This window comes from Streptomyces armeniacus (assembly GCF_003355155.1).
GTDB classification, from domain to species: domain Bacteria; phylum Actinomycetota; class Actinomycetes; order Streptomycetales; family Streptomycetaceae; genus Streptomyces; species Streptomyces armeniacus.
Window position 1 is genome coordinate 2,495,440 of sequence record NZ_CP031320.1, and the last position, 23,796, is coordinate 2,519,235.

The 23,796-nt window shown below is 71.9% G+C and carries 22 protein-coding genes and 1 rRNA gene; 7 read left to right on the forward strand and 16 right to left on the reverse strand.

The window, feature by feature from the left end; genetic code table 11:
• Positions 1-41 precede the first annotated feature (41 nt).
• The gene (lysS, locus tag DVA86_RS10875; protein WP_208877727.1) at positions 42-1,790 is read right to left on the reverse strand and encodes a lysine--tRNA ligase; all 1,749 of its coding nucleotides are present in this window, start codon (positions 1,788-1,790) and stop codon (positions 42-44) included.
• Between the two features lie 166 nt (positions 1,791-1,956).
• Here lysS and argS point away from each other — a divergent pair, with 166 nt between their 5' ends.
• Complete coding sequence (argS, locus tag DVA86_RS10880) at positions 1,957-3,735, forward strand: arginine--tRNA ligase (RefSeq protein ID WP_208877729.1); 1,779 nt, start codon at positions 1,957-1,959, stop codon at positions 3,733-3,735.
• Here argS and DVA86_RS10885 read toward each other — a convergent pair.
• Positions 3,732-4,526, reverse strand: a complete 795-nt coding sequence (locus tag DVA86_RS10885; RefSeq protein WP_208877730.1) for an MBL fold metallo-hydrolase — start codon at positions 4,524-4,526, stop codon at positions 3,732-3,734. The genes argS and DVA86_RS10885 overlap by 4 nt on opposite strands.
• Positions 4,527-4,616: 90 nt before the next feature.
• Between DVA86_RS10885 and DVA86_RS10890 the strand changes: the two genes are divergently transcribed.
• The 3 genes from DVA86_RS10890 (at position 4,617) to DVA86_RS10900 (ending at position 7,446) form a co-directional block, all read left to right on the forward strand.
• The gene (locus DVA86_RS10890; protein WP_208877731.1) at positions 4,617-5,219 is read left to right on the forward strand and encodes a TetR/AcrR family transcriptional regulator; all 603 of its coding nucleotides are present in this window, start codon (positions 4,617-4,619) and stop codon (positions 5,217-5,219) included.
• A gap of 83 nt (positions 5,220-5,302) precedes the next feature.
• Positions 5,303-6,793 (forward strand): FAD-binding protein, encoded by a 1,491-nt coding sequence (locus DVA86_RS10895; protein WP_208877733.1) that lies wholly within the window; start codon positions 5,303-5,305, stop codon positions 6,791-6,793.
• A 140-nt stretch (positions 6,794-6,933) separates the two neighbouring features.
• Complete coding sequence (locus DVA86_RS10900) at positions 6,934-7,446, forward strand: GNAT family N-acetyltransferase (RefSeq protein WP_208877735.1); 513 nt, start codon at positions 6,934-6,936, stop codon at positions 7,444-7,446.
• A gap of 39 nt (positions 7,447-7,485) precedes the next feature.
• Here the strand turns inward: DVA86_RS10900 and hemB are convergent, their stop codons facing one another.
• The 6 genes from hemB to DVA86_RS10930 all read right to left on the reverse strand — a co-directional run bounded on the left by hemB (position 7,486) and on the right by DVA86_RS10930 (position 13,937).
• Positions 7,486-8,475 carry a porphobilinogen synthase gene (hemB, locus tag DVA86_RS10905; protein ID WP_208884597.1) on the reverse strand — a complete coding sequence of 330 codons (990 nt, stop codon included), beginning with the start codon at positions 8,473-8,475 and terminating at the stop codon, positions 7,486-7,488.
• A gap of 11 nt (positions 8,476-8,486) precedes the next feature.
• On the reverse strand, positions 8,487-10,166 hold the full coding sequence (locus DVA86_RS10910; protein WP_208877736.1) for a bifunctional uroporphyrinogen-III C-methyltransferase/uroporphyrinogen-III synthase: 1,680 nt from the start codon (positions 10,164-10,166) through the stop codon (positions 8,487-8,489).
• Complete coding sequence (gene hemC, locus DVA86_RS10915) at positions 10,163-11,143, reverse strand: hydroxymethylbilane synthase (protein ID WP_281279356.1); 981 nt, start codon at positions 11,141-11,143, stop codon at positions 10,163-10,165. The genes DVA86_RS10910 and hemC overlap by 4 nt, the downstream gene beginning before the upstream one ends.
• A 71-nt stretch (positions 11,144-11,214) precedes the next feature.
• On the reverse strand, positions 11,215-12,627 hold the full coding sequence (locus tag DVA86_RS10920; protein WP_208877737.1) for a glutamyl-tRNA reductase: 1,413 nt from the start codon (positions 12,625-12,627) through the stop codon (positions 11,215-11,217).
• Positions 12,624-13,403 (reverse strand): redox-sensing transcriptional repressor Rex, encoded by a 780-nt coding sequence (locus DVA86_RS10925; RefSeq protein WP_208877739.1) that lies wholly within the window; start codon positions 13,401-13,403, stop codon positions 12,624-12,626. The genes DVA86_RS10920 and DVA86_RS10925 overlap by 4 nt, the downstream gene beginning before the upstream one ends.
• Positions 13,404-13,682: 279 nt before the next feature.
• Positions 13,683-13,937 (reverse strand): glutaredoxin family protein, encoded by a 255-nt coding sequence (locus DVA86_RS10930; RefSeq protein ID WP_425470808.1) that lies wholly within the window; start codon positions 13,935-13,937, stop codon positions 13,683-13,685.
• 82 nt (positions 13,938-14,019) lie between these two features.
• Between DVA86_RS10930 and DVA86_RS10935 the strand changes: the two genes are divergently transcribed.
• From DVA86_RS10935 to DVA86_RS10945, 3 genes are all read left to right on the forward strand, one after another.
• Positions 14,020-14,913: an HAD family hydrolase gene (locus DVA86_RS10935; RefSeq protein ID WP_208877741.1), complete on the forward strand. Its 894-nt coding sequence runs from the start codon at positions 14,020-14,022 to the stop codon at positions 14,911-14,913.
• Between the two features lie 388 nt (positions 14,914-15,301).
• Positions 15,302-16,114, forward strand: a complete 813-nt coding sequence (locus DVA86_RS10940; RefSeq protein WP_208877743.1) for an ECF subfamily RNA polymerase sigma factor, BldN family — start codon at positions 15,302-15,304, stop codon at positions 16,112-16,114.
• Positions 16,115-16,313: 199 nt separating this feature from the next.
• Positions 16,314-17,558 carry a DUF5667 domain-containing protein gene (locus DVA86_RS10945; RefSeq protein WP_208877744.1) on the forward strand — a complete coding sequence of 415 codons (1,245 nt, stop codon included), beginning with the start codon at positions 16,314-16,316 and terminating at the stop codon, positions 17,556-17,558.
• 81 nt (positions 17,559-17,639) lie between these two features.
• Here DVA86_RS10945 and DVA86_RS10950 read toward each other — a convergent pair whose 3' ends face one another.
• The 8 genes from DVA86_RS10950 to rrf all read right to left on the reverse strand — a co-directional run bounded on the left by DVA86_RS10950 (position 17,640) and on the right by rrf (position 23,612).
• A complete protein-coding gene (locus DVA86_RS10950; RefSeq protein ID WP_208877745.1) occupies positions 17,640-18,662 on the reverse strand; it encodes a lysophospholipid acyltransferase family protein in 1,023 nt (340 codons plus the stop codon).
• Positions 18,655-19,764 (reverse strand): NAD-dependent epimerase/dehydratase family protein, encoded by a 1,110-nt coding sequence (locus DVA86_RS10955; RefSeq protein ID WP_208877747.1) that lies wholly within the window; start codon positions 19,762-19,764, stop codon positions 18,655-18,657. Before DVA86_RS10955 ends, DVA86_RS10950 begins: the two co-directional genes overlap by 8 nt.
• Positions 19,765-19,892: 128 nt before the next feature.
• The gene (locus DVA86_RS10960) at positions 19,893-19,991 is read right to left on the reverse strand and encodes a 30S ribosomal protein bS22 (protein WP_003948845.1); all 99 of its coding nucleotides are present in this window, start codon (positions 19,989-19,991) and stop codon (positions 19,893-19,895) included.
• Between the two features lie 196 nt (positions 19,992-20,187).
• Complete coding sequence (locus DVA86_RS10965) at positions 20,188-20,397, reverse strand: helix-turn-helix domain-containing protein (protein ID WP_121518344.1); 210 nt, start codon at positions 20,395-20,397, stop codon at positions 20,188-20,190.
• A 127-nt stretch (positions 20,398-20,524) separates the two neighbouring features.
• Positions 20,525-21,346, reverse strand: coding sequence for a phosphatase (locus tag DVA86_RS10970; protein ID WP_208884600.1), 822 nt, complete (start codon positions 21,344-21,346; stop codon positions 20,525-20,527).
• 151 nt (positions 21,347-21,497) lie between these two features.
• Positions 21,498-22,679, reverse strand: coding sequence for an acetoin utilization protein AcuC (locus DVA86_RS10975; protein WP_208877749.1), 1,182 nt, complete (start codon positions 22,677-22,679; stop codon positions 21,498-21,500).
• 46 nt (positions 22,680-22,725) lie between these two features.
• A complete protein-coding gene (locus tag DVA86_RS10980) occupies positions 22,726-23,415 on the reverse strand; it encodes an HAD family hydrolase (RefSeq protein WP_208877751.1) in 690 nt (229 codons plus the stop codon).
• Positions 23,416-23,495: 80 nt separating this feature from the next.
• Positions 23,496-23,612: ribosomal RNA gene (gene rrf / locus DVA86_RS10985) — 5S ribosomal RNA — on the reverse strand.
• Positions 23,613-23,796: the final 184 nt, after the last annotated feature.

Sequence of the window (23,796 nt, forward strand, 5' to 3'; positions counted from 1 at the left end):
CCGAACTCCCCTGCGCGGCCCCTGCGTGCCCCTGCGCGCCCCTAGGCGCCCAGCAGCTTCCGCACCCGGTCCGCACCCACCGCCAGCAGCAGCGTCGGCAGCCGCGGCCCCGTGTCCCGGCCGACCAGCAGCTGGTACAGCAGCGCGAAGAACGCGCGCTGCGCCGTCTTCAGCTCCGGCGTCGGCTTCGCGTCCGGTTCGAGCCCGGCCAGCACCTTCGGCACGCCGTAGACGAGCCCGGTCAGCCCTTCCAGCGACCAGTGCTCGTCCAGCCCCTCCAGCAGCAGCCGCAGCCCGTCGCGCTGCCCCTCGTCCAGCGAGTCGAGCAGCTCGGCGTCCGGCGTCTCCCGTACCCGCGTGCGCTGCTCCACCGGCACCTGTGTGGTGATCCAGCGCTCCGCGCAGTCCAGCCGCGGCCGGCACTCGTCGAGTGAGCCGACCGGGTCGGACGGGTCGAGCTCGCTCAGGATGCGCAGCGTCTGCTCCTCGTTGCCCGCCGTGATGTCCGCGACCGACGCGAGCGTACGGAACGGCAGCGGGCGCGGCGTCGCGGGCAGCGGCCCGGCGGCCGTGGTGGACGCGCGCAGGTGCGCGGCGATGTCCGCGGGCTGCGCGGCGCCCTCCGTGATCTTGCGGCCGAGCGCGTCCCACTCGTCGTACGTGCGCTGGATCTCCTGGTCGAAGGCGACCTTGAAGGACTGGTTCGGCTTGCGGCGCGCGTACAGCCAGCGCAGCAGCGGCGCCTCCATGATCTCCAGCGCGTCGGCCGGGGTCGGCACGCCGCCCTTCGAACTCGACATCTTCGCCATGCCGCTGATGCCGACGAAGGCGTACATCGGGCCGATCGGCTGCTCGCCGCCGAAGATCTCCCGCACCAGCTGCCCGCCGACGACGAACGACGAGCCGGGCGACTGGTGGTCGACGCCGCTCGGCTCGAAGGTCACGCCCTCGTACGCCCAGCGCATCGGCCAGTCGACCTTCCACACGAGCTTGCCGCGCCGGTGCTCGGTGAGCGGCACCGTCTCGCCGTGCCCGCACTGACACACGTACGACAGCTCGGTGCTCTCGTCGTCGTATCCGGTGACGGTGGTGAGGTCGCGGCCGCAGACGGTGCAGTACGGCTTGTACGGGTAGTACGCGCCGGCGCCCGCGCCCGAGCCGTCGTCCTCGGCCGCCGCACCCGAGCCCTCGGCGGCCTCGACCTCGGCCGCGTCGGGCGCCTTCTGCTGCTTCTTCCTGCCGCCGGCCGCGTTTCCGCCGGCCGCCTTGTCCAGCGTGCGGTAGCGCTCCAGGACCGCGTCGATACGGGCGCGCTCGCGCATCGCGAAGAGGATCTGGTCGCGGTACGCGCCGGAGGTGTACATCTCCGTCTGGCTGATGCCGCGGTACTCCACGCCCAGCTCGGCGAGCGACGCGGCCATCGCCGCCTTGAAGTGCTCGCCCCAGCTGGCGTGCGGGCTGCCGTGCGGGGCGGGCACGGAGGTGAGCGGCCTGCCGATGTGCTCGCTCCAGGACTCGTCGACGCCCTCGACCCCGGCGGGCACCTTGCGGAACCGGTCGTAGTCGTCCCAGGAGATGAGGTGCTCGCAAGGCACCCCGCGCCGCTTGATCTCGTCGGCGACCAGGTGCGGGACCATCACCTCGCGGAGGTTGCCCAGGTGGATCGGCCCGGACGGGCTGAGTCCGGACGCGCACACGACAGGTTTCCCCGGGGCGCGGCGCTCCGCCTCGGCGATGACGTCATCGGCGATACGGGAAACCCAGTCGGCCTCGGGGGTGGTCTCTGCCACGTCCGGTACTTCCTTCGCATTCGTGCTCACGGGGCTGGCAGCCCCATTGTCCCATCCGGAAAAGGGGATGCGGCCCATGGGATACTGGGCTCATTCCACCCCCCGTGCGGAACCCTGCTGAACACTTCTGACCATCCTGACCACCCGACGGAACGGTAAGCAGCCCATGGCCTCGGTCCCCTCCCTCGCCGCCACGGTCCACCAGCGCCTCGCGCACGCTCTCTCGGCCGCCGTGCCGGAGGCCGCGGGCGCCGACCCCATGCTGCGCCGTAGCGACCGGGCGGACTTCCAGGCCAACGGCATGCTCGCGCTCGCCAAGCGGCTGAAGGGCAACCCGCGGGAGCTCGCCGCGCGGGTCACCGAGGCGCTGCCCGCCAACGAGGAGATCGCGGACATCGAGGTCTCCGGCCCCGGCTTCCTCAACATCACCGTCACGGACGAGGCCGTCGTCCGTACGCTCGCCGCGCGCGCCGCCGACGAGCGGCTGGGCGTGCCGTACGCCGAGCACCCCGGCACGACCGTCATCGACTACTCGCAGCCGAACGTCGCCAAGGAGATGCACGTCGGCCATCTGCGGTCGACCGTGATCGGCGACGCGCTCGTACAGATCCTGGAGCACCAGGGCGAGAAGGTCGTCCGGCGGCACCACATCGGGGACTGGGGCACGCAGTTCGGCATGCTCATCCAGTACCTGATCGAGCACCCGCACGAGCTGGACCACAGTTCGGACGCGGCCGGCGCCACCGGCGAGGGCGAGGCCGCGATGGCCCGGCTGAACCGGCTGTACAAGGCGTCGCGCGTGCTCTTCGACTCCGACGCCGAGTTCAAGACCCGCGCCCGGGACCGGGTGGCGCAGCTCCAGGGCGGCGACGAGGAGACGCTGCGGCTCTGGCACAAGATCGTCGACGAGTCGAAGATCTACTTCCAGGGCGTCTACCGGCTGCTGGACGTCGAGATCCGCGACGAGGACACCCTCGGCGAGAGTGCGTACAACGACGACCTGCACCAGGTCGTCAAGGAGCTGGAGGAGTCGGGCGTCGCCGTGCGCTCCGAGGGCGCGCTGTGCGTGTTCTTCGACGACGTGAAGGGCCCCGACGGCAATCCCACGCCGCTGATCGTCCAGAAGTCCGACGGCGGCTTCGGCTACGCCGCCACCGACCTCGCCGCGATCCGCGACCGGATCGGCACGCTGCACGCCGACACCCTGCTGTACGTGGTCGACGCACGGCAGGCCCTGCACTTCCGGATGGTGTTCGAGACCGCGCGGCGGGCGGGCTGGCTGCCGGACGGCGCGGCGCGGCAGCTGCCGTTCGGCACGGTCCTGGGCAAGGACGGCAAGCCGTTCAAGACGCGGGCCGGCGAGACGATCCGGCTGGTCGACCTGCTGGACGAGGCCGTGGAGCGGGCGGCCGCCGTCGTACGGGAGAAGAGCGCGGGCCTCGGGCTCACCGACGAGGAGATCCGGGAGCGGTCCACGCAGGTCGGCATCGGCGCGGTGAAGTACGCCGACCTGTCCAACTCCCTCACCCGCGACTACGTCTTCGACCTCGACCGGATGGTGTCGCTGAACGGCGACACCAGCGTGTACCTCCAGTACGCCTACGCGCGCATCCAGTCCATCCTGCGCCGCGCGGGCGGCGACGCGAAGCCCGCGGCGCACCCGGAGATCGCGCTGGCGCCGGCCGAACGCGCCCTGGGGCTGCACCTGGACGAGTTCGCCGACACCCTGGCACAGACGGCGGAGGCGTACGAGCCGCACAAGCTCGCCGCGTACCTCTACCAACTGGCGTCGCTGTACACGACGTTCTACGACCAGTGCCCGGTCCTGAAGGCGGAGGGCGGCCCGGACCAGGTGGAGAACCGGCTGTTCCTGTGCGACCTGACGGCCCGCACCCTGCACCAGGGCATGGCCCTCCTGGGCATCCGCACACCCGAGCGGCTCTAGGTCAGGCCCGGGGCCCCGAGGTCCAGCCATTCCCCGACGGCCAGCACGTGTGCGCGCCGTCCGGCGTGCGCGCGGAACTCCTTCTCCGGGTCGGAGACTTCGACGTAGCCCGGGATCTTGTCCGGCTGCTCCGTCTCGTAGTGCATCGGCACCGCGTACCGCGCGTCGAGGATCTCCGCGGCCGCCGCGGCCTGCTCCGGGTCCAGCGCGGCGGGCAGCGGGCTCGGCGGCTGCAGGTGCGGCGCGTCGACCACCGCGCCGTTGGCGGGCAGGAACGCGGCGTCGAACGGGCTGAAGCGGCGCGCGACGAGCCACCAGTAGCCGTGGAACATCGTGTCGCCGCCGTGGAAGACCCGCTGACCGTCGGCCTCCACCACCCAGTTGAGCTGCGGGTCGCCCAGCCCGTCGACGGAGGGCACCGCGGTGACGCGGAACGGCCCGAGTTCGTGGGTGGACCAGACATCCACGATCTCGGCGGCCAGCCGGTGCCGGACCAGCTCGCGCTCGGCGGGCAGCGTCGTCACGTTGTCCACGTCGTCGCCGTGGCCGGGCGCGGGCCGCAGCACCGGCGCCCCCGGTGTCAGCACCTCCGCGAGCGCGCCCGCGTCGGTGTGGTCCCGGTGCAGGTGGGTGACGAGTGCGGCGTCGGCCTTCCCTCCCGGCTCCGCCAGCCCTTCGCCGGGCGGCCATCCCGTGAACAGCGGTGAGAGGTCCCGCACGTAGTCGATCACCAGCCGCTTGCCGCCTGCCTCGATCTCCAGTCCGGCCCAGCCCAGTCGTCGTACCCGCATCCCGTGCTCCTTCTTCTCGGTGGGCTCCGGACTTTAGCGTACGGCCGTTCGCTAAATCAATAGCGAACGGCCGTACGCTATTCTTGCCGTATGTCACCACGACGCTCAGCGGCCGAAGCGCAGGCCACCAGGGGCCGCATCCTCGGCCGTGCCGCCGAGATCGCCTCCGAGGAAGGGCTGGACGGCATCACCATCGGCCGGCTCGCCGACGAGCTGGAGATGAGCAAGTCCGGGGTGCACAAGCACTTCGGCACCAAGGAGACGCTGCAGATCTCCACGCTGGACAAGGCGTTCGTGGACTTCTGGCACCGGGTGGTCGAGCCCGCGCTGGCCGAGCCGCCGGGTCTGCGGCGGCTGCGCGCGGTGTGCGCCAACTCCGTCGGCTACCTGGAGGCGCCGTTGCTGCCCGGCGGCTGCCTGATGACCGCGGCGCTCAGCGAGTACGACGGCCGCCCCGGCCGGGTCCGCGACGCGGTGGCCGAGGTGTGGTCGCGCTGGCAGGAGCAGCTGCGGGCGGACCTGGCCGCGGCGGTGGAGAACGGCGAGCTGCCCGCCGGATTCGACATCGACCAGGCGCTGTTCGAGATCGTCGCCGCCGGACTGGCGCTGAACGCGGCCATGCAGCTCCAGCACGACCGTACGGCCGCGGCCCGCGCCCGGCGCTCGATCGAGCGGGCCCTGGACCAGTCCTGACAGCGGGGATCCTCCACCGGGTAGCGTCTCTCCGTCCCCACCAGGGAACGGAAACGCAGTCAGCAGCTATCGGAGGACCGCGCATGCGCCTGGAATTGACCCGTCGTCACGCCCTGCACGGACTGGCCGCGACGGCGGCGGCAGTCACCGTCGTGGGCTTCGACCCGGCGGCCCGCGCCTGGGCCACCGAACGGGACGCGAGACAGGGCGCGGGCGGCGCGCCGTTCGACGAGGTGCCGCCGCTGGACGGCGAGTTGGTGACCGACGACGCCTCGCGCGCCGCCGCCGCGGACGACTACGGCCACATGGTGCACCGCACGCCCGCCGCCGTGCTGCGGCCGGGCTCGGTGGCCGACGTCGTGGCCATGGTCCGGTTCTGCGTGAAGCACGCCATCCCCGTCGCCCCGCGCGGCCAGGGCCACGCGACGAACGGGCAGGCGCAGGTCGCCGACGGGCTGGTGATCGAGACCTCGACGGACGCGCTGTCCGGCGTGGGGCGCCCGGAGCGCGGCACCGTGACCGTCGGCGCCGGCGCCCGCTGGAGCACAGTCACCAAGGCGACGCTGGAACACGGCCTGACACCCCCGGTGTTCACCGACTACCTCGAACTGTCCGTCGGCGGCACCGTCTCCGTAGGCGGCCTCGGCGGCCAGACCCACCGGCACGGCGCGCAGGCGGACACGGTGGTGGAGCTCCAAGTCGTCACGGGTGCGGGCGAGTTGGTGCGCTGCTCGGCGGTGCGGCACGCCGACCTGTTCGACGCCGTACGCGCCGGGCTCGGCCAGTGCGCGATCGTCGTGGGCGCCACGCTGCGGCTCGTCACCGCGCCGGAGACCGTACGCCACTACCTCCTGCCGTACGCCGACCTGGCGGTCTTCCTGGCCGACCAGCGGCGGCTGGTCGAGGAGCGGCGCTTCGCGTACGTGGAGGGGCAGGTCGCGGCGGACGACACAGGCACGTTCCGTACGTACCTGCTGGAGGCCGTCGCGTACGGGCCGCCCGCCGGGCCCGTGCCGGACGACGCCGAGCTGCTGCGCGGGCTGCGTCACGACCCGGCGGGCGCGGAGATCGCCGGCATGGGCTACTACGCGTTCCTCGACCGGCTCGCCGAGTCCGTCGAGCAGCAGAAGGAGGCGGGCCTGTGGGACGACGCGCACCCCTGGCTCAACCTGCTGCTGCCCGGCGACGACATCGAGCCGCTCGCGGCGGAACTGCTCGGCCGCCTCACCCCGGAGGACGTCGGTCCGGGCGTCGTCCTGCTCTACCCGCTGCTGCGCGAACGCCTGCGGACCCCGATGCTCCGTGTGCCGGATGACGCGGTGCCGTATCTGCTGGCGGTGCTCCGCAGCAGCCCGCCCGAGGAACCGGAGACGATCGACCGGATGCTGGCCGCGAACCGCACCGCGTACGAGACGGTGCGGGAGCGGGGCGGCAAGCAGTACCCGGTGGGGTCCATTCCGTTCCAACCGGAGGACTGGCGGGACCACTTCGGCAGCGCGTGGCCGCGCCTCGAGGCGGCCCGGCGGCGCTACGACCCGCACGGCATCCTGGTCCCCGGCCAGGGCATCTTCTGACGGCGGAGCCGTCCGCCGGCCGCGGCACACACCCGCGACACCCGCAGCACCCGGCGCGTACGGAGGCGTACGCCACTCCGTACGCGCCGGTACGCACCCCTGACGGCGCCCCTACGCCCCCGTCCGGCAGGATCGGGGGCATGCGGAAGATCCTGACCGGCGCTCTGGTCACGCTGCGCCCGGCCACCCCGGACGACGTTCCGGCCCTGGCCGCGATCCGTGCCACGCCCGAGGTGTACGCGCGCTGGCGCGGCGGCGGCGACCTGGCGGCCGACGTGGCCGCGGACCTCGCCGACCCGGAGGTCCACACGTACGCGGTGCTGTACGGCGGGCAGGTGGCCGGCGCGGTCCAGTGGGGCGCCGAGGACGAGCCGGACTACCGGCACGCGAACATCGACCTCTTCCTCGCCCCGGACGTGCACGGCCACGGCGTCGGCACCGACACGGTCCGCACCCTGGCCCGCCACCTGGTCCACGACCTCGGCTTCCACCGCCTGGTCATCGACCCGGCGGCGGACAACGAGCCCGCCATCGCCTGCTACCGCAAGGTCGGCTTCCGCCCGGTCGGGATCATGCGCCAGTACGAACGCGGCCCGGACGGCACCTGGCACGACGGCCTGCTGATGGACCTCCTGGCGGACGAACTGACGTAGGCCGAGCCACGTACGCAGGCCGCCCCGCCCGCCGTACGGCTAGCCGCGGGCCAGCAGGCGGGCGGCCTCCGTCGCCCAGTACGTGAGGATCATGCTCGCACCGGCCCGCTTGAAGCTCGTCAGGGTCTCCACGATGGCCCGCTCGCGGTCCACCCAGCCGCGTTCCGCGGCGGCCTCGACCATCGCGTACTCGCCGGAGATCTGGTAGACGCCGACCGGGACCTCCGCGCGTTCCGCGACGGCATGGAGCACGTCCAGGTACGGCAGGCCCGGCTTGACCATCACCATGTCCGCGCCTTCGGCGACGTCCAGGGCGAGTTCGCGGAGGGCCTCGCGGCCGTTGGGCGGGTCCTGCTGGTACGTCTTGCGGTCGCCCGACAGCGAGGACGCGACGGCCTCGCGGAACGGGCCGTAGAACGCCGAGGTGTACTTCGCGGTGTACGCGAACAGCGCCACGTCCTGGTGCCCCGCCGCGTCCAGCGCCGCGCGCACGTATCCGACCTGGCCGTCCATCATGCCGCTGGGGCCCAGCACATGGGCGCCCGCGTCGGCCTGCACGCGGGCCATCTCGGCGTAGCGCTCCAGCGTGGCGTCGTTGTCGACGCGGCCCTGCGCGTCGAGGACGCCGCAGTGGCCGTGGTCGGTGTACTCGTCCAGGCACAGGTCGGACATGACGACCAGCGCGTCGCCCACCTCGGCCCGTACGTCGCGCAGCGCGCGCTGCAGGATGCCGTCCGGGTCGGTGCCCTGCGAGCCGACCGCGTCCTTCTCCTCGGGCACGCCGAACAGCATGAACCCGGAGACGCCCGCCTCGGCCGCCTCCACGGCGGCCTTGCGCAGCGAGTCCCGCGTGTGCTGGACGACACCCGGCATCGACCCGATGGGCACCGGCTCGGCGATGCCCTCCCGCACGAACGCGGGCAGGATCAGGTCCTCCGGGAGCACCCGGGTCTCGGCGACCATACGGCGCATCGCCGCGGTCGTACGGAGCCGCCGCGGGCGTACGCGCGGGAAGCCGCCGTCAGCCATGCCGTCCCTGCTCACGATGTACGTGCCCTCCTCCTCGTCGGCCGCTTCTCACTCGGCCGCTTCACCGGCTCGCCCGCCTCGGCGGCCTCGGAACGGCGCTTCTGGCCGTAGTCCGCGAGCGCCTCGGCGAGCTTGTGCACGGACGGTTCCGGCGACAAAACGTCCACCCGGAGCCCGTGCTCCTCGGCGGTCTTGGCCGTCGCCGGGCCGATGCACGCGATGATCGTGACGTTGTGCGGCTTCCCGGCGATGCCGACCAGGTTCCGCACGGTGCTCGACGAGGTGAACAGCACCGCGTCGAACCCGCCGCCCTTGATGGCCTCACGGGTCTCGGCGGGCGGCGGCGAGGCGCGTACGGTGCGGTACGCCGTCACGTCGTCCACCTCCCAGCCCAGCTCGATCAGCCCGGCCACCAGCGTCTCGGTGGCGATGTCGGCGCGCGGCAGGAACACCCGGTCGATCGGGTCGAAGACCGGGTCGTACGGCGGCCAGTCCTCCAGCAGCCCGGCCGCGGACTGCTCGCCACTGGGCACCAGGTCCGGCTTGACGCCGAACTCGACCAGCGCGGCGGCGGTCTGCTCCCCCACGGCCGCGACCTTGATTCCGGCGAACGCGCGCGCGTCCAGCCCGTACTCCTCGAACTTCTCGCGCACCGCCTTCACCGCGTTGACGGAGGTGAACGCGATCCACTCGTAGCGGCCGGTGACGAGGCCCTTGACGGCCCGCTCCATCTGCTGCGGTGTGCGCGGCGGTTCGACCGCGATGGTGGGCACCTCGGCGGGCACGGCACCGTACGAGCGCAGCTGGTCGGAGAGCGACGCCGCCTGCTCCTTCGTACGCGGCACCAGCACCTGCCAGCCGAACAGCGGCTTCGACTCGAACCACGCCAGCTGCTCACGGTGAGCGGGCGCGCTCCGTTCGCCGACCACGGCTATGACCGGCTGCCCGCCGTCCGACGACGGCAGCACCTTCGCCGCCTTCAGAGTCTGCGCGATGGAGCCGAGCGTGGCCGTCCAGGTGCGCTGCCGGGTGGTCGTGCCGGCGAGGGTCACGGACAGCGGGGTGTCGGGCTTGCGGCCCGCCGCGACGAGTTCGCCCGCGGCGGCGGCCACCGAGTCGAGCGCCACGGACACCACGAGGGTGGCGTCGCTCGCGCCGCTCTCCGTCCAGCATCTGTCGTCGGCCGTACGGGCGTCGATGAACCGCACGTCGGTGCCCTGCGCGTCACGCAGCGGCACACCGGCGTACGCGGGTACGCCCACGGCGGTCGCCACACCCGGCACCACCTCGAACGTGATGCCCTCGGCGACGCACGCCAGCATCTCCTGCGCGGCGTCCGCGTCGAGGCCCGGGTCGCCCACGACCGCACGGACGACCCGCTTGCCGCTGCGCGCGGCCGCCATGACAATATTTGCCCAATCGCCGGTGGCCGCATGGGCAGTTGAGGCCTGTCCGGTGGGGTCCGGCTGCTCCGCGCCGCGCAGCGGTGTGTCCACGCCTGCCCGCGCGTGGGGCCGTACGATCCCGTGCACCTGCGGATCGGCGACCAGCACATCGGCCCGCGCCAGCGCCTCGACGGCGCTCAGCGTGAGCAGTCCCGGGTCTCCGGGCCCGGCACCTAGGAAGGTGACGTGCCCGTGGGCACCGTAGAGGTGTTGCGTTGTCGAAGACTGGGCGGCGGTGGGGCTCAAAGTGCTCGCTCCCCCATCAGACCGGCCGCGCCCTTGGCGAGCATCTCGTCGGCGAGTTCGCGGCCCAGTCGTTCGGACTGGGACACGGCCTCGGCGGCGGACGCCGGTACGGGACCGGTGGTGGACAGCTGCACCAACGTCGTGCCGTCGGTCGTGCCGACGGCGCCACGCAGGCGCAGTTCGGTGGCAGCCTGCCCGTCGACCAACAGGTCGGCCAGCGCACCCACAGGTGCGCTGCAGCCGGCCTCCAGGGCGGCGAGCAGGGTTCGCTCGGCGGTCACGGCGGCCCGTGTGAACGGGTCGTCGAGCTCGGCGAGCTGTGCGGTCAGGTGCGCTTGGGTGACCGCGCACTCGACCGCGAGTGCCCCCTGGCCGGGGGCGGGCAGCATGACGTCCGGGGCGATCAGCTCGGTGGCCTCGTCGATCCGGCCGATACGGGTCAGCCCGGCGGCGGCAAGCACGATCGCGTCGAAGTCGCCTGAGCGCACGTACCCGATCCGCGTCTCGATATTCCCACGAACGGGGACAGTCTCCACCTCCGCGCCGAGTGATCGTGCCCACGCCTTCAGCTGCGCCGTACGCCGCGGCGACCCGGTGCCGACGCGCGGCGGGCGCGCTCCGGTGTCGCGCGCGGACCGTACGAGCCGCTCGAAGTCCAGCCCGTCGCGGGCGATCAGCGCGTCCCGCGGGTCACCTCGTACGGGCAGCGCGGCCAGCGTCAGCTCCGGCGGCTGCGCGGTCGGCAGGTCCTTGAGCGAGTGCACCGCGAAGTCGATGTCGCCGGCGGCCAGCGCCTCGCGCAGCGCGGACACGAACACCCCGGTGCCGCCGATCTGCGTGAGCTGCTCACGGCTGGCGTCGCCGCGCGTGGTGACGCCGACGAGTTCGACGGGGCGGCCGGTGACCTGCCGTACGCGCTCGGCGACCAGGCCGGACTGCGCCATGGCGAGCTCGCTGCGCCGGGTGCCGAGGCGCAGCGGGGCGCCGGTGCCGTTGCCGGTGGCGTTGCCGGTGCTACGCGTGTCGCCGCGCGGCGAGGAGGGCGCGTTCACGGCCGCTCCTGTTCCGCGCCGCTGTGCCGGCCCGCGCCGCCCGGCTGCCCGGGGCTGCTCACGGCGGCCACGGCCTGCGGGTCGAGGTCGAACAGCTCCCGCAGCGCGTCCGCGTACCCGGCGCCGCCCGGCTCACCGGCCAGCTCCTTCACCCGTACCGTCGGGGCGTGCAGCAGCTTGTCCACGACGCGGCGCACGGTCTGCGTGATCTCGGCGCGCTGCTTGTCGTCCAGGCCCTGCAACCGGCCTTCCAGCCGCGCCATCTCGCCCGCCACGACCTCGGAGGCCATGGCGCGCAGCGCGACCACGGTGGGCGTGATGACGGCGGCGCGCTGGGCGGCGCCGAACGCCGCGACCTCCTCCGTCACGATGTCGCGCACCTTGTCCACGTCGGCGGCCATCGGCGCGTCGGCGGCGGCCTCGGCGAGGGACTCGATGTCCACCAGCCGTACGCCGTCCAGCCGGTGGACGGCGGCGTCGATATCGCGCGGCATGGCGAGGTCGAGCAGCGCGACGGGCTCGCCGTCCGGGCCGCCGTCCGGGCCGCCGTCGGAGCCGCCGTCCGGGCTGCCCGTACGGTCGCGGAGCGCGTCGCGTACCGCGTCCGCCGTCAGGACCAGGCCGGTGGCTCCGGTGCAGGACACCACGATGTCGGCGCGCGGGAGTTCGGCGGCGAGTTCACCGACGGGGACGGCGCGCGCGCCGCTCGTACCCGCCTCGGCGAGGCTCGCCGCGAGCCGGTTCGCGCGCTCCAGGGTGCGGTTGGCGATCACCAGTTCGGTGGCACCGCGCCGTGCGAGGGTCGTGGCGGCGAGCGAGGACATCGAGCCCGCGCCGATCACGAGGACGCGCTTGCCCGCGACCCACGGCGCCACCTCGCGCCCGTCGGCCAGCGTCTCCAGCCCGACAGTGACGAGCGACTGGCCCGCCTTGTCGATGCCGGTCTCGGTGTGCGCCCGTTTGCCGACCCGTAGGGCCTGCTGGAAAAGGTCGTTGAGCAGCCGCCCGGCGGTGTGCTCGTCCTGGGCGACGGCGAGCGCGTCCTTGATCTGGCCGAGGATCTGGCCCTCGCCGACGACCATCGAGTCCAGCCCGCAGGCCACCGAGAAGAGGTGGTGGACGGCCCGGTCCTCGTAGTGGACGTAGAGGTACGGCGTGAGCTCGTCGAGGCTGACGTCGCTGTGCCGGGCGAGCAGCGTGGAGAGTTCGGCGACGCCGGCGTGGAACTTGTCCACGTCCGCGTACAGCTCCAGCCGGTTGCACGTCGACAGCACCGCCGCCTCCGCGGCGGGTTCGGCGCTGACCGTGTCGTGCAGCAGCTTGCCGCGCATCCCGCTCTCGAGCGCGGCGCGTTCCAGCACGCTCACGGGAGCGCTGCGGTGGCTGAGACCGACTACGAGGAGACTCATGCCGGCATCACGGCGGGCACGTCCCCGTCCGGTCCCGAGTCGGGGCGCTTGGTCACGGTCGCGGCGGGCGGTGCCGCGGGCGGCGCGGTCTCCTCCTCGGGAGGAACCTCCTCGCCGGCCTTGCGCTGCTCGTGGAAGGCGAGGATCTGCAGCTCTATCGACAGATCCACCTTCCGTACGTCCACGCCGTCCGGCACGGACAGCACCGTGGGCGCGAAGTTGAGGATCGAGGTGATGCCCGCCGCGACCAGCCGCTCGCAGACCTGCTGCGCGGAACCGGCGGGGGTGGCGATGACGCCGATGGAGACGCCGTTGTCCGAAATGATCTTCTCGAGCTCGTCGGTGTGCTGTACGGGAATCCCCGCGACGGGCTTGCCCGCCATCGCCGGGTCCGCGTCGATCAGCGCGGCGACCCGGAAGCCGCGGGAGGCGAACCCGCCGTAGTTGGCGAGGGCGGCGCCGAGGTTGCCGATGCCGACGATCACGACGGGCCAGTCCTGGGTCAGGCCCAGTTCGCGGGAGATCTGGTAGACGAGGTACTCGACGTCGTAGCCGACACCGCGGGTCCCGTACGAGCCGAGGTACGAGAAGTCCTTGCGCAGCTTTGCCGAGTTGACCCCGGCGGCCGACGCCAGCTCCTCGGAGGAGACAGTGGGGACCGACCGCTCGGACAGAGCGGTGAGTGCCCGCAGGTACAGCGGGAGCCGTGCGACGGTCGCCTCGGGGATCCCTCGGCTCCGAGTCGTCGCCGGTCGGTGGGTTCGGCCAGTTGCCACGGTGCTCCTGCCGGTTACGCGAAGCGGTGAGCGGTCTCTGGCCACGCATGTCCCTGCGCACTCACCCGGACCGCTCCGTCGCGTCCAGGCTATGCCTTTGTGAACGCGTGCACAAAGATGGTGTCCGCTTTGTCCGGTCAACGTGACCGGCGCCACATGCACCAAGGGGGACACGCGGTCACACTCCTCACGTATACGCCCCCGGAACTCAAAACGACCTCGATGGTAATCGAATTCCAGTCGATTACGGACCGCGCGGGCGCCGTGCGGCCGTACGCCTCAGCCCGTGAGCGCCGCCCGCAGCCGTTCCGGATCCACCCGCCAGAAGTCGTGCTGTGCGCCGTCCACCAGCACCACGGGGATCTGCTCCCAGTACAGCCGGTACAGCTCCGGATCCTGGTTGATGTCCTTCTCCTCCCAGCCGGCGCCTGTCTCGGAACAGACCCTGACGATCGTGTCCCTGGCCACATCGCACAGATGGCAGCCGGGCTTCCCGATCAGAGTGACCTTCTTCTGGGGCTCCTGCGTCTCCATGGGACCCATTGTCCTGCGCCGCGTTCCCGAGCTGACATCCGCCCGTAACGGACCCACCGGGCGGACTGGCTATGCTCGCAGTATGGCCATTCCGTCCTGGCTCACTCCCCGTAGGCGCTCCGCGACCGCGCGGAGCGTTCTCGCGGGCGAGGCGGCCGCCGAGGCGGCGCGCAAGCAGGAGGCGCCGGAGTTCCCGGTCAGCGGGGACACCCGCGCCGCGGCGTTCTTCGACCTCGACAACACGATCATGCAGGGCGCGGCCCTCTTCCACTTCGGCCGCGGGCTGTACAAGCGGAAGTTCTTCAGCAAGGGCGAGCTGGCCCGGTTCGCCTGGCAGCAGGCGTACTTCAGACTCGCGGGCGCCGAGAACGCCGGGCACATGCAGGACGCCCGTGACAGCGCCCTGTCCATCGTCAAGGGCCACAGGGTGTCCGAACTCATGGCGATCGGCGAGGAGATCTACGACGAGTACATGGCCGGCCGCATCTGGCCCGGCACGCTCGCCCTCGCGCAGGCGCACCTGGACGCCGGGCAGAAGGTCTGGCTCGTCACCGCCGCGCCCGTGGAGACCGCGACGATCATCGCCCGCAGGCTGGGACTGACCGGCGCCCTGGGCACCGTCGCCGAGTCCGTCGGCGGCGTCTACACCGGCAGTCTCGTCGGCGAGCCGCTGCACGGCCCGGCCAAGGCGGAGGCCGTACGCGCGCTGGCCGCGGCGGAGCATCTGGAGCTCGACAGGTGCGCCGCGTACAGCGATTCGGCGAACGACATTCCGATGCTGTCGCTCGTCGGCTATCCGTATGCGATCAATCCTGACAGCCGGCTTCGCGCGCACGCCGCCGAAATGGGCTGGCGGCTGCGGGACTACAGGACCGGGCGCAAGGCAGCGAAGGTGGGCATACCGGCCGCCGCCGGAGTCGGCGCGGTCGCGGGCGGCGCGGCGGCCGCCGTCGCACTCCAACGCCGCCGCCGCTAGCGCCTTTACGCACTACGGGGCGGCCAACGCGACTGCCCGCGCCGGGAGCACGGCGGCGTGCGAACGGGGCACGGCGACGACACGCGCGCCCATCGCACTCCTTTACCCCCACCTGCGCCCCGCCAGTCCCGCGATCCGCAATCGGCCGGAAGTGGCCACGTAATCGACAAAACCTGCTCCCAAAGCGGTCAGCACCCCCTACGTGTTCGATTTCTGGTCGAGTGTCAACACGTAACAGATCAAACCGAATCGGCGATTTCAGCAACTAGGTGTAGCGCTCCCTGTACGAAGCGTTATTCTCCTCAGACGCAATCCGGTACCCACACGTCCCTGCACCGGACGCAAGGTCCCGCTCTGCACGTATGGAAGCTCTGCCTCTGGGAGTCCCGTGTACCCACACGTCGGGGTTGACACCTCGGGCCTGGCTACGCTGCGCACAACGGTCGTCGACCAGTTGCGTACTTTCGTCCCCACCGCGTACGCCGTCCCCGCCCTCGCCGCAGCCGCACCTGTCCCCGCACGCCCCTGCTACGCACTCGCCGACGGTGCCACCACCGGCGCCACCACGGGCCCCCGGGCCGTCGGCAGACGCGCCCGCACCGGCTCCTCCGGCACCTCGACCGCACGCCGCCGTCCGGCGGTGAGCGACAGCGACGCCCGCCGCATGATGGATCTGGTCGAACGCGCCCAGAACGGCGAGTCCGACGCGTTCGGGCGCCTCTACGACCAGTACAGCGACACCGTCTACCGCTACATCTACTACCGCGTCGGCGGCCGTGCCACGGCCGAGGACCTCACGAGCGAGACGTTCCTGCGCGCCCTGCGCCGCATCGGCACGTTCACCTGGCAGGGCCGCGACTTCGGCGCCTGGCTCGTCACGATCGCCCGGAACCTGGTCGCCGACCACTTCAAGTCGAGCCGCTTCCGGCTCGAGGTGACCACCGGCGAGATGCTCGACGCGAACGAAGTCGAGCGCAGCCCCGAGGAATCGGTTCTGGAGACCCTCTCCAACGCCGCACTCCTGGAGGCCGTCCGCAGGCTCAACCCGCAGCAGCAGGAGTGCGTGACCCTGCGCTTCCTGCAAGGCCTCACGGTGGCCGAGACGGCCCGGATCATGGGCAAGAACGAGGGCGCGATCAAGACCCTCCAGTACCGCGCGGTCCGTACGCTCGCCCGGCTCCTCCCGGAGGACGTGCGGTAACCACTCGTAGCAGCACAGGCACCCCCGGTCACATCATCGTGACTCCGTAACCCGACTGGCTTTCCGCTCGTTGAGGGGGATGCAGACGCCCCGCGGTCATGCCGTGCCCTGGGTTTCCGTTCACCGAGCGGACGAGGGCGGGCCGTACTCCTTCCCTGCCGCGGGGGTCGACGCGTGCTGACGAGAGGAGGTGCCGCCGGTGATCGGATCCGTGTCGACGAGCCGCCGGGCACATGCCCTCGCCCAGGCCCTGGACGAGCACGACCGCGAGGTCGGCGAGGAAACGGCCGACGGCGACCACGAGCAGTCCGTACTGCTCGCCGTGGCGGACGGACTGGACGCGCTGCCGAAGCCCGACCTGGACCCCGAGGTGAAGACCGTCCAACGGGCCCAGCTCATCGCCGCCATGGAGGCCGCCTTCGCCGAGGGTTCCCTCGGCGAAGGCGCCGCCGGCAGGGGCGACGGGCGTCCGGTGCCGGAGCAGCGCGGCGGCGCCCGTACGGGCAGAGGCGCGCACCGCGCGCCACCGCTGAGCGCCATGGCCCGGCTGCGCCCCAAGACCCGGCTGGGCAAAGGGCTGGCGGCGGGCGGCCTGAGCGTGGGCGTGGCGGCCACCGCGTTCGGCGGTGCCGCGGCGGCGAGTTCGGACGCGCTCCCCGGCGACACGCTGTACGGGCTCAAGCGGGGCATGGAGGGCATCCAGCTGGACCTCGCGGGCGACGACGCCGACCGCGGCAAGGTCTATCTGGACCACGCCTCCACCCGGCTGCGTGAGGCCCGCCGGCTGGTCGAGCGTGGCCGCTCCGGCGACCTCGACCACGAGTCCGTACAGGAGGTCCGCCGGGCGCTCTCCGGCATGCAGCACGACGCCTCCGAGGGCCACCGGCTGCTCAGCGCGGCGTACGAACGGGACGGCAAGATCGGCACGATGCAGTCGCTCTCGTCCTTCTCCAAGGAGCACCGGCTGCGCTGGGCGCAGCTGCGCGACCTGCTGCCGGGGCAGCTCTCCGACGTCGGGGAGCGGGTGAGCTCCGTCTTCGACGCCATAGAGCAGGAGGTCGGTCCGCTCAGGTCGCTGTTCCCGCCGTCGCCCGACGACGCCGCGCCCGCCGAGAAGGACCCGGGGATCGAGGGGCGCAGCACCGAGGACGACGCTCCGCCGCGGCCCACACCGTCCTCGTCGACGGACCCCGCGGACGGTACGGGCGAGGACTCGGGCACGCCCACGCCGTCCGGCTCCGGCTCCGAATCGGCCGACGACGGACTGCTCGGCGGCAAGGGCCTCTTCGACCCGTCCGGCAGGCCCGACGGCCGGCGGTCCGGGGCGGACACCGACCCCGGGTCGGAGACGCCGAAGCAGCCGGCGCCGGAGATCACCCTGCCGCCGCTGGTCCCCGAGGTCCTGCCGGGGCTGGGCGGCGATGGGAAGGGCGGCGACAAGTAGGCCCGCGTACACCGGAGTCCGCCGCGTCCGGCGAACCCGGACGGCAGTCGGAACGGCGGTCCGGGTCGCGGTCCGGACCGCTCAGAAGAACACCGAACGGCGCTGGACCAGCAGCTTGTAGAGGGTGTGCTGGATGGTCTCCCGGACCTGGTCGGTCAGGTTGAACATCAGCATCGGATCGTCCGCCGCCTCCGGCGCGTAGCCGTCGGTCGGGATCGGCTCGCCGAACTGGATCGTCCACTTCGTCGGCAGCGGCACCGCGCCCAGCGGACCGAGCCAGGGGAACGTGGGCGTCACCGGGAAGTACGGCAGGCCCAGCAGCCGCGCCAGCGTCCGGGAGTTGCCGAGCATGGGGTAGATCTCCTCGGCTCCGACGATCGAGCACGGCACGATGGGCGCGCCCGTCCGCAGCGCGGTGGACACGAAGCCGCCTCGCCCGAAACGCTGGAGTTTGTACCGTTCCGCGAACGGCTTTCCCAACCCCTTGAAGCCCTCCGGCATCACGCCGACGACCTCGCCGCGCCCAAGCAGCCGGTGCGCGTCCTCGGCACACGCGAGCGTGTGACCGGCCTTCCGCGCCAGCTCGTTCACGACCGGCAGCATGAACACCAGGTCGGCCGCGAGCAGTCGCAGCGTACGCCCCGCGGGGTGGTTGTCGTGCACCGCGACCTGCAGCATCAGCCCGTCGAGTGGGAGCGTGCCGGAGTGGTTGGCGACCACGAGGGCGGCGCCGTCAGCCGGTATGTTCTCGATGCCCTTCACCTCGACGCGGAAGTACGTCTCGTACAGCGGGCGCAGCAGGGACATCAGCACCTGGTCGGTGAGCTCGGCGTCGTAGCCGAAGTCGTCGACCTCGTAGTCGCCCGTGATCCGGCGCCGGAGGAACGCCAGCCCGCGGGCGGCCCGTTCCTCCCAGCCGCGGCCCTGCGGGGGCGCGTCGTCCTCCGGCGCGTCAGTCCGGGGCGGAGCCCCGGACTCGGACGGGGGCGGCTCCTGCGGCGCGTCGTGTGCCGCCGACGCCCGCGGAGGCGCGTCCTGCGGGCCGTCCGTACGGCGCCGCCGCCGGCCGTCGTCGTCGAACGGGATCACTTTGGCGTCAGCCATGGCGGTGCGGCCCCTCCTCGTGCAGCTGCTCCCCCGTACGGTCGGACTCCCCCGCGCGCCCGTACGCGTACGGTACGGACATCCGCGCCGCCAACCGGTCGACGGCCCCCGCCAGCCGCTCCGGGGGCAGCAGGCCCTCGCCGAGGGTGCGCGCGTAGTCCGCGAGGGTCTCGGCCGTGGTGTGGCGCGGCGCGAACCCGAGCACCTCCCGCATCTGCACGGCCCGTACGACCCGGCCGTGCGTGAGCAGCCGGATCTGCTCGGGCGAGAAGTCCGTGAGACCCACCGAGCGCAGCGCCGAGCCGCCCCAGCGGATCGCGGGCAGCAGCATCGGGACAGTCGGGCGGCCGAGCCGCCGCGCGCACTGCGACAGCAGCAGGACGCCGTCACCGGCGATGTTGAAGGTGCCCGCGTTGAACGTGCCGCGGGCGGGCTCGCCGGACGCCATCCGCAGCACCTCGACCGCGTCGTCCTCGTGCACGAACTGCAGCCTCGGGTCGTAACCCAGCACGGTCGGCAGCACGGGCAGCGCGAAGTAGTCGCCCATCGGCGAGTCCACCGTCGGACCGAGCACGTGCGCGAAGCGCAGCACCGTCACGGAGACGTCGGGGCGGCGGCGGCCGAAACCCCGTACATACCCCTCAATTTCGACCACGTCCTTGGCGAAGCCACCGCTGGGCAGCGCCTTGGGCGGGGTGCTCTCGTCGAAGACGGCCGGGTCGCGGGGCGCCGAACCGTAGACGCCGATGCTCGACTTCACCACCAGCCGCCGCACGCCGGGCGCCTTCTGGCAGCCGCCGAGCAGCTGCATCGTGCCGATGACGTTGGTCTCCTTGACCGCCGCACGGGCGCCTCGCGGGCTCAGCGGCGTGCCGTGGATGTCCATGTGGACGACGGTGTCGACGTCGTGCTCCACCAGGACCTTGCCGATGGTCGGCTGCCGGATGTCCGCCCGTACGAACTCCGCGTCCCCCAGCTCGTGGACGGGCTTCACCACGTCGACGCCGATCACCCGCTCGACATCCGGGTCGCGCTGCACACGGCGGATGAAACGGCCACCGAGCTGCCGGGCGGCACCGGTGACGAGCACGACCTTGCCCACGAACTCTCCCCATCGTCCGGTGTCCCACGTGTCCCGCGACGGCGCGAGGCAACAACAAAACCGCCGCTCGCCGCCTCACACACTGCGGTGCGGGGCGAAAAGCGGCGGTCAACGAGCAGCGCGCTCGCTCACTTCTTGTTGCGGCGCTGCACGCGCGTGCGCTTGAGCAGCTTGCGGTGCTTCTTCTTGGCCATCCGCTTACGCCGCTTCTTGATAACAGAGCCCACGACTACCCTCGCTCACGGTCATCCCCACTGACGCGGGGAGAACTCATCTCGAATCACTCGGTGCGGGGCGTCCGAGCCCACACGACCTACATGGGGCCAGCCTACCCGCCACCGAGTGATGCTCGTAAACCGAGGTCCGTCGTGCCACTCCGCGGAACTCCACGGAACTCTGCGGACCGTTCGCGATCAAGGACGGCTAAGCGCTCTCCACCCCCACGTACGACTCCTGGAGGTAGTCATGAACGGCCTGTTCTGGGACCCGGAATGACCTGCCCACCCGGATCGCCGGCAGATGACCGCTGTGCACCAAGCGGTACACGGTCATCTTGGACACTCGCATCACCGCGGCGACTTCCGCCACGGTCAGGAACACGACCTCGTTGAGAGGCCTCTCGCCAGCAGCCATGTCACACCTGACCTTCCGCACATGTCGGGCACCGGCTTCCCCTCCGGTGACTCCTGCTCGCATGTGCGCTCCTCCCCAGATTAGGTGCGGGTGATGCAAGTGGGGAAGAGGAGTAGCGTTCGGTCTCCTACTGTGACAGACACGCTCGATTGAGTACATAGTGAGCTAGCGGTCCGTAGCGGTCGGGCCGCGCAGTGTCATCGAGGGGAACGGCGACCGACACCCGGCCTTCGGCCTGTCCGACGAACAGCGCCGGGTCGTCCGTATCACCCGGCCCCATCGCCTCGATGCCGAGCTGACCTGCTGCGCAGACCCAACCATGATCACCGATGACCAGTTCCGGAACGGGCCCGTCACCGGTCGCGGCCGCGGCCAGTGCCGTACGCAACGGGAGGGGTGAGTGGGTATGTGCGCCCGGCGCACCCGGAGTTGGGCGAGCGCCGGGCTCGTGGACCAACGCGACTCCCCGTACGTAGGAAAGGTTGTACGGGCGTACGCCGAACCGGGTCGTTATGTCGACACGGCTGCCCTCCGCTGGTGCTAGTACGGGGCAGCCGGCCGCCGAGAGGCCCGACGCCAACGAAGCGTAGAACCCGAGGAGTCGGCCCGGATGCCCCGTTCCCAGCAGCACCGGAGCCCGCCGCCGCGCCGCCGCCGCGAGCCGCGCCGCGAACGCGTCCAGCGCGGCCACCGTACGGTCCGGGTCGATCGTGTCCTGCCCGGTCAGCCGCGCCGGGTCGGGCGAGACGCCGCACTCGGCGGCCATCAGGGCCACCAAGTCCGGCACGCTCCAGTCCCGTTCTGGCTCCAGACCGAGCAGCGCGCGGGGGTCGCGGGCGGCGAACAGGCGGTACCGCTCAAGACTCTTCTCGCGCGTCGTCGCGACCGTCCCGGCCAGCCGGGACGACAGCAGATGGGACCGCAGTCCGGCGGCAGCACTACTCAGCACGCACTCCATGCCGACCATGCTGGCGGCCGTACGGGGTGGAGGGCGGGGGTTCGGGGCGGCATCACCCGTGGGGCGCAGCGCGCGTGCGTACGCGGGTACGCCGGTCAGTCCGTTCGCCGGTCAGTCAGTCCGCCCGTACGCCCGTACGCCGTCAGGGCAGCAGCCCGTGCGCCGGGAACACCGCGCGGCGCGTGGCCAGCACCGCCTGGTCGAGCGCGTCGGCCGGGTCGTAGCCCGACTCTCCCCACGCCTTCCAGGCCGCTTCGCGGCCGTCCGTCATGCGTCGCGGCGCCGTCGACATTCCCGTACGGGAGTACACCGTGCCGAGCCACTCCTCCGGCACCACCGTCTCGGGCGGCACCGGCGCGCCCGCCGCGATCGCCACCAGGTGCGTCCAGCTGCGGGGTACGACGTCCACCACCGAGTAGCCGCCTCCGCCGAGCGCCACCCACCGGCCGCCGGCCAGCTCGTGTGCCCAGCCGTGGCACGCCTCGGCCGCCGCCCGCTGGGCGTCCAGGGAGACCGCGAGGTGCGCGAGGGGGTCGTCGATGTGCGTGTCCGCACCGTGCTGCGTGACGAGCACGTCCGGCCGGAACGCCTCCAGCAGCTCCGGCACCACCGCGTGCAGTGCGCGCAGCCAGCCGTCATCCGCGGTGCCGGGCGGCAGCGCCACGTTCACGGCCGTCCCCTCGGCGTCCTCGCCGCCGCTCTCCTCGGGCCAGCCGGTGCCGGGGAACAGCGCGCGGGGGTGCTCGTGCAGCGAAATGGTCAGCACCCGCGGGTCGTCCCAGAAGACGGTCTGCACGCCGTCGCCGTGGTGCACGTCCACGTCGATGTACGCGACGCGCTCCGCGCCCAGCTCGAGGAGGCGGGCGATGGCGAGGGCGGGGTCGTTGTAGATGCAGAAACCGGAAGCGGAACCGGGCATCGCGTGGTGCAAGCCGCCGGTGAAGTTCACCGCGTGCAGCGCCTCGCCCTGCCACACGGCCTCGGCGGCGCCGACGGACTGGCCCGCGATCAGCGCCGACGCCTCGTGCACCCCCGCGAACGCGGGGTCGTCGGCGGTGCCGAGCCCGTACGACCCGTCCGCTGTCGTCGGGTCGGCGGAGACCCGCTTCACGACGTCGATGTAGTCCTGCCGGTGGACGAGGCGCAGTGTCGACAGACCGGCCGACGGGGCACCCGCGACCTTCAAACCGGGCTCCCGGTCCAGGCCGTACGCCTCGATCAGCCGCATCGTCAGCGACAGACGGACGGGGTCCATCGGATGACCGGGACCGAAGTCGTAACCCGCGACCGCTTCGTCCCACATCAGCTGCGCACCGCCACTCATGCCGACACCGTACCGTCCGGCGCGGTGAACGACCCGTTCCGGCCCTTCAGCCCGCGAGCAGGCCGGGAAGGGCGCTCATGTCGTCGAAGAGGACGCCGGCGCGGGAGTCCACCCGCGACTCTCCTCGGGCCTCTGCCTGCGCCTGGCGGAGCTTGGCGGGCGGGGTCATCGCCGTGTACCCGTACACGTCCATCCCCGCGGCGAGCGCCGCCCGTACGCCGAGTGGGCTGTCCTCGACCACGGCGCACCGCTCGGGCCGTACGCCCATGGCCGCGGCGGCGTGCAGGAACAGATCGGGCGCGGGCTTGCCGTGGGCCACGTCCTGGGAGCTGAAGATGCGCTCCTCGCCGAAGTGCGCGTAGAGGCCGGTTTTGTGGAGCGCGACACGTATGCGCTCGTGGGTCCCGGACGACGCGACGCAGCGCGGGACGCCGTCGGCCGCCAGCTTCTCCAGCACCTCGGACACACCGGTCACGGGCTGGAGTTCGCGCCGGAAGGTCTCGAACGTGCGCTGGTGCAGGACCTCGTCGAAGTCGGCCGGGAGTTGCTGCCCGCTCCGCTCGCGTACGAGGTCGTGCACGCGCTGCACGGACCCGCCCATGTAGTCGCGGAGCGCGTCCTCGTAGGTGGTGGGGTGGCCCAACTCGCTGAGATAGGCGGAGAGAATCCGGTTGGCGATCGGCTCACTGTCCACAAGGACGCCGTCGTTGTCGAAGATGACGAGGTCGTAGCGCATTGCGCCAGCCTACGAGGCACCTGCCCTGAACGTGAGACAGCCCCGTCGGCACAAGGCCAACGGGGCTACCCCTAAAGATAGTTCGGCGGTGTCCTACTCTCCCACACACTCCCGTATGCAGTACCATCGGCGCAGAAAGGCTTAGCTTCCGGGTTCGGAATGTAACCGGGCGTTTCCCTCACGCTATGACCACCGAAACACAACGAAACCAGCACCCAACACCAGCACACCCCACGCATGGGGGCGTGCGGCTGGTTGTGGTTTCAGAACCAACACAGTGGACGCGAGCATCTGAGGACAAGCCCTCGGCCTATTAGTACCGGTCAACTCCACCCCTCACGAGGCTTCCATATCCGGCCTATCAACCCGGTCATCTCAAAG